The 9,871-nt window shown below is 66.9% G+C and carries 12 protein-coding genes and 2 pseudogenes; 8 read left to right on the top strand and 6 right to left on the bottom strand.

What is annotated here, in order from left to right:
- Positions 1 to 106: 106 nt before the first annotated feature.
- From ACWC09_RS51645 to ACWC09_RS51625, 5 genes and pseudogenes are all read right to left on the bottom strand, one after another.
- Positions 107 to 303: pseudogene (locus ACWC09_RS51645) on the bottom strand (site-specific integrase); the annotation flags it as partial.
- 1 nt (position 304) lies between these two features.
- Positions 305 to 757 (bottom strand): annotated as a pseudogene (locus ACWC09_RS51640) (flavoprotein); the annotation flags it as partial.
- Entirely contained in the window at positions 664 to 1,548 is an 885-nt protein-coding gene (locus ACWC09_RS51635; RefSeq protein ID WP_450859153.1) for a WbqC family protein, read from the bottom strand. The pseudogene ACWC09_RS51640 and the gene ACWC09_RS51635, both read right to left, overlap by 94 nt.
- Entirely contained in the window at positions 1,490 to 2,179 is a 690-nt protein-coding gene (locus tag ACWC09_RS51630; protein ID WP_450859151.1) for a YdcF family protein, read from the bottom strand. Before ACWC09_RS51630 ends, ACWC09_RS51635 begins: the two co-directional genes overlap by 59 nt.
- Positions 2,176 to 3,219, bottom strand: a complete 1,044-nt coding sequence (locus tag ACWC09_RS51625) for a helix-turn-helix domain-containing protein (RefSeq protein ID WP_450859149.1) — start codon at positions 3,217 to 3,219, stop codon at positions 2,176 to 2,178. Before ACWC09_RS51625 ends, ACWC09_RS51630 begins: the two co-directional genes overlap by 4 nt.
- A gap of 119 nt (positions 3,220 to 3,338) precedes the next feature.
- On the opposite strand from ACWC09_RS51625, the gene ACWC09_RS51620 reads away from it, so the two are divergent.
- The 6 genes from ACWC09_RS51620 to ACWC09_RS51595 all read left to right on the top strand — a co-directional run bounded on the left by ACWC09_RS51620 (position 3,339) and on the right by ACWC09_RS51595 (position 6,932).
- Complete coding sequence (locus ACWC09_RS51620; RefSeq protein WP_450859147.1) at positions 3,339 to 3,755, top strand: hypothetical protein; 417 nt, start codon at positions 3,339 to 3,341, stop codon at positions 3,753 to 3,755.
- A gap of 32 nt (positions 3,756 to 3,787) precedes the next feature.
- Positions 3,788 to 4,168 (top strand): hypothetical protein, encoded by a 381-nt coding sequence (locus ACWC09_RS51615; RefSeq protein ID WP_381302904.1) that lies wholly within the window; start codon positions 3,788 to 3,790, stop codon positions 4,166 to 4,168.
- Positions 4,165 to 4,401 (top strand): DUF7848 domain-containing protein, encoded by a 237-nt coding sequence (locus tag ACWC09_RS51610; RefSeq protein ID WP_266561024.1) that lies wholly within the window; start codon positions 4,165 to 4,167, stop codon positions 4,399 to 4,401. The genes ACWC09_RS51615 and ACWC09_RS51610 overlap by 4 nt, the downstream gene beginning before the upstream one ends.
- Positions 4,402 to 4,635: 234 nt before the next feature.
- On the top strand, positions 4,636 to 5,796 hold the full coding sequence (locus ACWC09_RS51605; RefSeq protein WP_306500880.1) for a radical SAM protein: 1,161 nt from the start codon (positions 4,636 to 4,638) through the stop codon (positions 5,794 to 5,796).
- Positions 5,793 to 6,005 carry a hypothetical protein gene (locus ACWC09_RS51600; protein ID WP_450859144.1) on the top strand — a complete coding sequence of 71 codons (213 nt, stop codon included), beginning with the start codon at positions 5,793 to 5,795 and terminating at the stop codon, positions 6,003 to 6,005. The genes ACWC09_RS51605 and ACWC09_RS51600 overlap by 4 nt, the downstream gene beginning before the upstream one ends.
- Before the next feature lie 123 nt (positions 6,006 to 6,128).
- Complete coding sequence (locus ACWC09_RS51595) at positions 6,129 to 6,932, top strand: phosphotransferase family protein (protein WP_450859142.1); 804 nt, start codon at positions 6,129 to 6,131, stop codon at positions 6,930 to 6,932.
- 51 nt (positions 6,933 to 6,983) lie between these two features.
- Here ACWC09_RS51595 and ACWC09_RS51590 read toward each other — a convergent pair whose 3' ends face one another.
- Positions 6,984 to 7,187 (bottom strand): VOC family protein, encoded by a 204-nt coding sequence (locus ACWC09_RS51590; RefSeq protein WP_450859140.1) that lies wholly within the window; start codon positions 7,185 to 7,187, stop codon positions 6,984 to 6,986.
- A gap of 430 nt (positions 7,188 to 7,617) precedes the next feature.
- On the opposite strand from ACWC09_RS51590, the gene ACWC09_RS51585 reads away from it, so the two are divergent.
- Together ACWC09_RS51585 and ACWC09_RS51580 are read left to right on the top strand one after the other, a co-directional pair.
- Positions 7,618 to 8,373: a DUF5131 family protein gene (locus ACWC09_RS51585; RefSeq protein ID WP_450859138.1), complete on the top strand. Its 756-nt coding sequence runs from the start codon at positions 7,618 to 7,620 to the stop codon at positions 8,371 to 8,373.
- Positions 8,374 to 8,472: 99 nt separating this feature from the next.
- Positions 8,473 to 9,600: a three-Cys-motif partner protein TcmP gene (locus ACWC09_RS51580; RefSeq protein WP_450859137.1), complete on the top strand. Its 1,128-nt coding sequence runs from the start codon at positions 8,473 to 8,475 to the stop codon at positions 9,598 to 9,600.
- The last annotated feature ends 271 nt before the right edge of the window (positions 9,601 to 9,871 follow it).

Genomic DNA, 9,871 nt, shown 5'->3' with positions numbered 1-9,871 from the left:
GCGGGGCATCAGCCCTATTGCCTTGTCTGGCCGTGACCTGGGATTTCTTGCGGATCGGGCGGGGTCTTCGGGCCTCGCCCTTTTTGGTGCCGGGGAGGGGCTGCCAGGCGGCCAGGGCCCATTGAGGGCACATGGGTTTCGCTGGGGGCACGGATGTGCCCTGGGCGGCGGGCGGGTCGCCGTCGTCTGCCGCCTCGGCTTCCGTCTCCGTGAAAGCGTCGTCGATCGCCTTACGGGTGCGGTCTCGCTGGACGGCAGCAGGTGCGTGTACGTCCGCAGCGTGAAGCCGGGGTCCGAGTGGCCGCAGGACGTCCATCTCGCGCAGGTGTTCAAGGCTCCGGCGGTATGCGGGGTGGGCGGCCTGGGCCGAGTTCAGGTACGGCAGGACAGCGGTCGGGATGCCCATCCCGTATGCCTCGCACAGGATGCCCAGAGCGAGCGTGTCGGAGATGTCGGCGGCCCACTTGCTGACCGTGTTGAAGGTGGCCGGCGCAACCGCGATCGCGTCCGCAGGTGGCGGCGGCCGGGCCTCGCCGGGCGCGCGCCAAGCGGAGCGGATCGGGTAGCCGGTCTTGGCTTCGATCGCCTCGGTGTCAGGGAAGCCGAGGCCCTGCAGGGTGGCGACGACTCCGACGGCCCAGTTCCGTTCCTGCGCGGCGGTGATCAGCTTGTCGACGTCACCGGCGATGCCGCACGCGCAGACGACGACGTATAGGAAGGGCTTCTTGGCCCCTGCCTTGGTGGTGGGCTCGGCCACGCATGGGCTCCAGGATGGTGGGCTTCTCGTTGGGCGGCCAGCTGATCGGCCAGCGCATCGGGCCCGATCTTGCTCAGGGCCCACAGGCTGCTGGATCGACGTGCCCACCGCCAGAGCGGGATGTCCACAGGAGTGTGGAAGGGCAGCACGGGAATGCCGTGGGCGTCGAAAGGACCAGCGTCGAGGTAACGCAGACCACCGGTGCCGCACAGATAGTGGGTGCTGCCGGTGACTGCCGCGAGGTCGGCGAGGCGCTCGGAGCGGCCTTGCCGGGTTGGGATCTCGCTGCTGTCCCGCACCTTCCCCGACCAGCCGAGAGCGCTGAGCAGGGCGATCGTCGATGTCCTCGCCAGGTCGACCACTCGGTCCGACTCGTCGAGCGCGTCCAGTACCTCGGACACAGCACCCCAGTAGGGGCTGCGGCCGTAGTACTGGCGGACGAGAAGCTGGACCGTCCGGCGCGAGCGACGCGGATCAACGAGCCGAGCCTGGCTGATCAGCGTCGGACGCCCGTGGGGAAGGTGCGTCGGGAGCGTGAGCCACTGCTGTCGGGATGGATCGTCCAGGGCGGCGAGACGGGCGCGGTGCTGGTAGTCGCGCCGGGCGAACTGCACGTCGTCCAGGACGATCCACAGGTCGGCGGAGAACAGCTTGGCCAGCGTGGACAGCCGGGGAGACAGGTTCGGTTGGTGGATCGCGCACAGTCCGTCCGATGCATCGGCGCTGGGCGGCTCAGGTGCTGATGAGGCGGCTGTCGAAGCCGGCGCCCAGGAGGCGCTCGTAAGCGTCATACACATCCCCCGGTACGTCCTGCTCGACGGCAAAGCCGAGCTTCGGGTACTCGATCACCCGTTGCAGGTCACCGACGAGCATGTCGACGACGAGCTTCTCGTCGCCGATGGACTTGATGTAGTCGTCCAACTCCAGCGGCTCGGAGGCGCACACGACCTCAGCCTCGGGCCACAGCTTGCGGCAGGTCGCATACGAGCGGCGCTCCATGTACGGCTTGGAGATCAGCAGCAGCGACTGCACTTCCACCCCGGCCCCGGCCAGCAGCTCGCGGGAGAAGGTGATGTTCTGGCCGGTGTTCGCAGCCTTCGACTCCACGATGATCGCCTCGTCCGGCACCCCCAGGCTCAGCGCGTGCTCGCGGTAGTGGACGGCCTCGCCGCGCGGGAAACGAGCGCGGGTGGTGGGGCTGTTGCCGCCGCTGAAGACCACGACCGGGAAAAGGCCGGCGCGATAAAGGTCGACCGCAGTAGTCGCGACCCCGAGGTCGTGGCTGCCCAGGCCGATCGCCGCCGAGCAGGGCCGCAGCTCGTGGCCCATCTGGTGGTAATTCCAGATCAGCGTCGCGTCGTGGAACTGCTCGTCGGTGATCTGGCGCTGCTGGTGCTCCGGCACTGGCACTCCCTGGCTCATCCCTGCTGGCCCTTTCGGATGCCCTCAATACTGCGCAGCTGGTGGCTCAGCCCGTACTGCCGGGCCACCTGTGCCGCCTGATCAAGGACGGACAGCCCATCATTCCGGGTCGCCTCATCCGACAGAAGGATGTGCCCGTACGCGGTGTCCAGCCTCACCCGCTGCATCGGGGAGTCGACCGTGCCGGTGGTGCGCGCGATGTCGATGTAGTGCAGGGCCTGCTTCAGGTCGCCGGCACCGCGATGGGCCAGAGCCAGCTTCTGGTGGGCGACCGACCAGTCCTCCGGCTCGCCCAAGTCCTCAAAAGCACGAGTGGCGGCCGTCATCGCGTTGGTGGCGTACGCGTTGTTGCCCTCCTTGCTCAGGGCCGTACCCACCCACAGCCGCGCCCTGGCACGGTCACGCAGGCCCAGGCGCTGGTCCCCGGCGAGGAGTTCGTAGTGGCGAGCAGAGGATTCCAACTCGCCCGACATCTCCTGAACGACGGCCAGGGACAGCTCGATCTGAGCCACCCGGCGTGGGATGTCGAGCTCGGTGAACATGCCGCGGGCGGTCAGGTAGGAGTGGCGGGCGGAGAGTGGGCCGAGGATCGCGCCCTGATCGCGCTGGAGGTCACCCAGGAGCACGAGGGAACGGCCGTACAAATAGAGACCCTTGTCGTCCAGCTGCTGGGGTGCACGGCTGCCCAACCAGCGGTTCAACAGGGTTGAGGCGAACGGGAAGTCCTGACGGCTGATGCAGACAACAGCGCGCTCGATGTCCTCGGTCCAGGTCTCGTAGTCCGCCGGCCGCGCGCTCTTCCGCTCAGGGAACAGCGTTGCCTCGAAGCGGGCTTGGACGGCCGAGTCCGCCCGTGCGAGTGCGGTGTCGAGGATGGCCTGGGTGTCTGGTCGGGGCTGTGTCTCCGCGCCGAGGCTCTCCCACTTCGCAACCGTGCGCAGTGCGACACCGAGGTGCTCGGCGAAAGCGCGCGTGCTCATACGCAACGCGGCGCGCAGGGCGCTCGCCTCCCGACCTGTCCATTGCTGCACGCTGACCACGGATGACCTCCCTCCGTCACGTATGGAAGCACTGTCGGTGACGACGTGGGGTGGGAAGTGCAACGGAAGTACAACAGCAGGTCATTTCGAGGCTGTTCACGACGGCCGACGCTATGGGCATGGACGACGACCTCATCACCGAACGCCGCCCCGTCGCCTTCCCCCAGGTCTTCGGCTACCTACGCCACATCACCGGCGGGCTGCCCCGCCACGCGGCGCTCGTCAACTGCCTCACCGAGTACTGCGAACGGCACGAACTGGCCCTGTGCGGTGTCTTCACCGAACGCGACTCCACGGTGATCACCCGGTCCCCGGCCTTCGTCGGTCTGCTCGACGCGCTCGAGCTCCCCGATGCCTACGGTGCCGTGGTTCCGGCTCTCAGCCACCTCGGCCCGAAGGGCCTCGGCACCGAGCGCAAGCGTCAGATAACAAAAGCAGGCGCTCGTCTGATCGTGGTCCGCCACTTCACGCCGACCGCGGAATCCACTTCTTCGCTCGGCGCGAGCCACAGCTTCTGGCCGCAGGGGGATGCGTGATGTCCGTGCGCGATGCGTTGCGAAGAGCTCCCATGGTGAACGACGTGCCGGGGCTGCGGCTGCTGAAGGTCGGCGACGGCTGGGACGTCGTGCGCACCTCCGCCGAGATCGGCCTCCTAGCCCTGGCCTATCTGCGCTGCATCGGTACTTCCGTCGGCCCCGTGCTCTACGACAGGCCCAACGGGCGTCTCTACTACGCCGTCCCGACCGGCACCGCAACCAGCTGGGACGATCTGCCGGTACGGCACCTCTCCACCAACTCCTGGCTCGTCGCGCCCGGTCTGGAGTTGCTCGACGACTGGTTCGGCGGGTGGTGCGAGCTGCCTGACGACGACACCCTCACCGACACGGAGGCCCTCCGCGCTGCTCTCCAGCACCCCTACGTCGCCACAGCTCTGGAGGCGGTTCGATGACCAGCCGCACGATCATGCGCCACCAGGAGTGGACCCTCCAGCCCGACCGGGAACCCGACGCAGAGCCCACCACGTACGCGATGCAGTGCGCGGTCTGTGGCGAGACCTCGCCTCCCGGCACCGACTTCGCCGACCCGCAGAGCTGGGTGTTTACGCACGGTGGCCGCAATCCCTCGCACCATACGTACCGGGAGATCATCACCCGCCCGTGGAGGGCCTGGTGGAAGCCGTAAACGGCCGTCTCGCCGCCCAGATCACGCAGGCTGACCGCTACCGCCGGACCACTGCTGATCGTGCTCGTTTCCGCCTCGTACGGCTCCGCGATCGGCGTGACCGCCTCGACACGCACGGATCACACCTCTGACCCGCACTTGGCGAGGGGATCCACCGGCTGAGCAGGCGACCAACCTGATCGCCGCCCACCACCAGGCCCGACCGACCGCTCGTATGCAACCCGTGGAGGTTCCATGACCGAGACAAACACCAGCGCCGAGAGGCTGGGGACCAAAACAGCTCCGCGGCTCGTGGCCAGCCCGTTTCTCGCCCAGTACCTTCTTGTCCAGCCCGGCCTGGCGGCCGGCGTGCGCATCCCGGAGGTCCGCTACGAGGAACTGCGGGATGCGGGGGCGGAAGGACGATCCGTCCCGGACTGGCTGGCCGACGCGGCGAGGGAGGCGTGGGGGACCGAACTGTCCTCGTCGCCAGTCAGCGACGTCGTCCTCGTCCGCGAGCGGTCCCGGTACGGGTACGGCAAGGCGTCGTGGGAGATCAACCTCGGCTGTGACTACGACTGCGAGTTCTGCTACCTCGGGGAGAAGCGGTTCGAGGGCCTGGACTGGGCGGGTAAGCAGGCGCTGCTCCAGACACTGAGGGACGCCGGTGTCCTGTGGTTGCAGATCACAGGCGGTGAGGCGCTGATCGACCGCGAGTTCGGCGCCGCGTACGAGTACGCCCACCAGCTCGGGATGATGGTCCAGGTCTCGTCCAACGGCTCCTCGCTACGGAAGCAGCCGATCCGGGACCTGTTCGCCCGCCACCGGCCATACCGACTGACCCTGAGCGTCTACGGCGCCACCGCCGAGACGTACGACAAGGTGACGCGGAACCGCGGGGCGTTCGGCCGGTTCCTGATGGGCCTGGACGCCGCCCGCGAGGACAGGCTGCCGGTCCGCCTGAACGTGATCGTCTCGGACGACAACGCGCACGAGACAGACGCGATGGTGTGCCTCGCGAAGTCGTACGGCTTCCCGCACCAGGTCTTCACGAACATGTCGCCCACGATCGATGGCGAGGCGAACCCCCTGGCGACGCAGGCACTGGACCATCTCAAGGCCCGTAGCGTCTTCACCGGCTGCAACGCCGGCCACACGTTCTTCCACGTCAACCCACACGGCATCGCGTCGATCTGCAAGGTCGGCCGCGACCCAAGCGTGAACCTCATCACCGAGGGCGTCGAAGCCCTCCCCCGACTCGGCGCGGTCGCCGAGTCCCTACAGCTCCGCACCGGTGGATGCTCCGGCTGCACGAAGGTCGGCACGTGCCGCACGTGCCGACCGCTGGCCAGGCTCTACCAGGAGGCGGGGGACCGACGAGAGCTCTACTGCCAGCATGGAGGTTACGGATCATGACTCCGCCCACCGCACTACTGACCCCGCCCCGCGAACCGGTGCTGCTCACCATCGGCCGCCGCCCAGCGGACGGCCCGACCGGTGTTCTGCCGGTGCCGCTGACCACCGCGTCGATCAAGGACGACGAGTTCCAGGTCATCGCCGACCTGGACGAGGCCGCCGAGGGCGCCGAGTGCAGCTGCTCGGCCGGTGACGACCAGCCCTACTAGATCCACCACGGGTGGCGCCCGTACCGCCCTCCTGTTCCACCCCTTGAGTGCCGTCCCGGCCGTACGCTGGCCGGGGCGGCACTCCCCCGTACCCGAGCACCCCCTGAGGAACCGCGCGTGTCCATGTCCCGCATCCCCTTCGAGCAGCTCCCCGCTGGCATCCGCCAGGCCATCGCCGACAAGACCGGCGCCGTCCACCAGGCGGCCACCGCGCAGGGCGGCATGAACTCCGGCATCGCCTCCGTCCTGGAGACCGAGAGCGGCAGCGTCTTCGTGAAGGGCATCCCGTCCGACCATCCCCAGGTCGCTGCCCAACGCCGCGAGGCAGCCGTCGCCCCGTACTTGCCGGCATCCTGTCCGCGCCTGTACTGGCACCTGGAGTTCGGCGGCTGGTACTTGCTCGGCTACGAGGTGATCGACGGCCGCCACGCCGACTACGCACCAGGCTCACCCGACTTGCCGCTCGTGGAAGCCGCGCTTGTCGAGCTGCAGGACGTCACAGCGCCCCCCGGCATCGGTCTCAAGGACGCCGTCGACCGGTGGGCGGACTACGCACCGCCGGGCTCCCTGCACTACTTCGAGGGCAACGCTCTCCTGCACACCGATTTCGCCCCGGACAACGTTCTGATCACCGGTGACCGTGCGCGACTCATCGACTGGGCCTGGCCGACCCGAGGGGCGGCCTGGATCGACCCCTGCGCCCTTCTCCTCCAGCTCATGGACGCCGGGCATTCCGTGGAGGAGGCGCTCACCTTCGCTAGTCGGTTTCCGTCCTGGCGGGACGCAAAGGCCGAAGCACTCGCGGCGTTCAGCTTGGCCACGGCGGCACTGTGGCGGGAGATTGCTGAAGTGGAGCGGACACCATGGAAGTTGGGGATGGCGAAGCGGGCGGCGGAGCTCGCGCGCGTCCGGGACTGGGCCCTATAGACGCTAAGGGCTGTCCCGCAATGACCGAAGCGAGGTGTAGCGGACCGACCGTCACGCCTCCTGGTAGAGGTTGACGATGTTGCCGTCTGGGTCACGCAGCCACACTGAGCGGCGTCCCCACGGCTGGGTTGTCGGCGGTTTGAGGATCTCAACGCCCTGAGCCAGCAGCCGTTCGTGGCGTGCGTCCACGTCGGTGACCTGGAACTCCAAGGATGTGCCCTTCGGGCCGCGCCGCCACGAGCGGCTGTTTGACATTAACAACCCGGCTGGCCGGGTTGGGTTCAATGACCCAAATGTGACAGCCTCGACCGATGACATGACGGATGATCAAGACCGCAGACTCCCGCCTGAGATCAGCATGAGTATCCCGAGCGAGCGCCACGCCAGAGCCTCCGACCTGCATGTTCGAAGATGGCGAAGACTCACTGATGCCAAGTGCCACCAGGCATTCGACGACACTGCGACCCTCTGCGACGCGCTCATCGACACCCTGAGTTTGACGAACGGCCGCCGGATCCTCCAGCTGGCCCTCGATTCCAACACCCCCTTCACAGAACACTCGTTCGACGTGAAGGATGGGGGCGATCGCGTGTCAGTTCGGCACGTCGCTCGTTAGGCAGCGCAGTCGAAGCGCCGGGTGGGGAAGCGCTGATGACCAGTGTCCACCCGCTACGGGAGGGGACCCATGGGCGATCGCAGCACAATCGAGTGGACCGAGGCGACCTGGAATCCCACCACAGGATGCGACCGGATCTCCCCCGGGTGTGACAACTGCTACGCCTTGACATTATCCAGGCGCCTCAAGGCCATGGGTGTTGCCAAGTACCAGACTGACGGGGATCCCAGGACATCCGGCCCGGGCTTCGGCCTCGCCCCTCACCCTGACGCACTGGCCATTCCCCGCCAGTGGAAGGCCCCACGGATGGTCTTCGTCAATTCCATGAGCGACCTCTTCCACGCCAAGGTCCCCCTGGACTTCGTCCGGCAGGTCTTCCAGGTGATTGCCGAGACTCCCCAGCACACCTATCAGCTACTGACCAAGAGAGCCCGCAGGCTGCGACGTGTGGCGGGCGAACTCGACTGGCCCTCCAACCTGTGGATGGGCGTCTCCGTCGAAGATGCAGAGCACCTGGATCGTGTCGACGACCTTCGACAGGTTCCCGCTGCCGTGCGCTTCCTGTCCTGTGAGCCGCTTCTCGGTCCGCTTACCGGTCTGCAACTGGACGGCATCGGTTGGGTTATCGCCGGAGGCGAGTCCGGGCCCCACCATCGCCCCGTACAGGAGGAGTGGCTGGTGGACATCCGCGACGCCTGCAACCACGCCGAAGTGCCCTTCTTCTTCAAGCAATGGGGTGGCCGCAGCCCGAAGTCAGGGGGTCGTGAACTCGACGGAGCAACCTGGGACGAGATGCCGCCCCGACTGCCTGTCGCAGCCCATTAACGGCCAAAGTCCAGCAGCCGCCGTACGCACTCTGGTGGCATATGGCAACGGTGTGTGACCCTCTCCCCAGCGGAGCCGACGGGAGTAGGGGGACCGATCGTGGCCGTACCGAAGGATGCCGTGTGGGAACGCGATCCGCACACGGCGGCCAAACATGACTTACTGAAGCAGTACTTGGCGGCATGGGCGCCGATTCTGCTGTCACGACTCGACGTGATCAGTTACGCCGAAGGCTTCGCGGGCGCTGGCGTCTACAAACAGGGCGAGCCCGGTTCCCCGGTCATCGCTTACGAAGTCTTCGCCGACGCTCTGTACAGGTTCCCGAAACGTATGCGCGTGATCCTCATGGAAGAGGACGCCCGGCGCGTCAAAGAGTTACAGCGCCAGATGGAGCTCGTCCGCTCCCGGCAAACGGACGACATCACCAAACGAATAGCTGTGGACATACGTCACGGAGATTTCCACCCGGCCCTCCTGCAGAAGCTGCGGGGCATCGGAGCGTTGGGGAAACCCCTCTTCGTCCTGCTGGACAGCTTTGGCGGACCTGACATCCCCTTCTCGCTCCTCCAGGAGCTGGGGCGCCATCCCAGCACCGAAGTGATGGTGACCTTCGAGCCCAGTTTCCTCACCCGATTCGCCGAGAAGCACGACGGCCACCGCCAACTCGGCGACGAAGCCTTCGGAAGCCAGGAGTGGCAAGGCGTCTTCCAGCAGCCGCCCTCGGGCAAGTTCACCTTCCTGCGCGAGCAGTACCGGAACACGCTGCGCCAGGCAGGCTTCACGCACACGCTGTACTTCGAGATGGTCGACGAGGGCGGCAGGATGCTCTACCTGATCTTCGGTACCCAGCACGAACTGGGGCTGGAGAAGATGAAGGACGCCATGTGGAAGGTGGATCCTTCCTATGGCGTCCGCTACCGCGACCCCAGGGACACCCAACAGCAGATGCTTGATCTCGTATTCGAACCGGATACGGCTCCGCTGCGACGGATCCTGCACGACTTCATCTCCGAAACGCCCGGCGGGCGAACCATCCCCGAGCTCAAGCGATACGCCCTCTTGGAAACCGTCTACCGACCCGCCCAAGTGATCGAGGCCGTCCGGCAGCTGCGTGAGGCGGGCGCCGTGACGACGGAACCTCGTGCCATCAACACCAAGACGCGAGTGAGCCTGGCGGCGACGCCGCCCACTACCCGTCCGTCAGCCGAGCAAGGCACCCTCTGGTGAGAGGCCGCCAGGGCACATCCAGGGCACATGAGCTCGGGAAACGGTGTTGACCCCTGAGAACTACGGAGAGAAGTTTCCCCACGTCAACGCACATTTCCCTGCGAAACCCCAGGTCAGCCCCACGCCACTCCCATTCGCTGCACGAGTGGCAGGACTTCTCGCACCGGCTGCATGAGGCGGGGCATCAGCCCTATTGCCTTGTCTGGCCGTGACCTGGGATTTCTTGCGGATCGGGCGGGGTCTTCGGGCCTCGCCCTTTTTGGTGCCGGGG

This window comes from Streptomyces sp. NPDC001617, assembly GCF_053596855.1.
The sequence above is the reverse complement of the archived record's forward strand: the minus strand, read 5'-3'. Positions and strand labels throughout refer to the sequence as shown.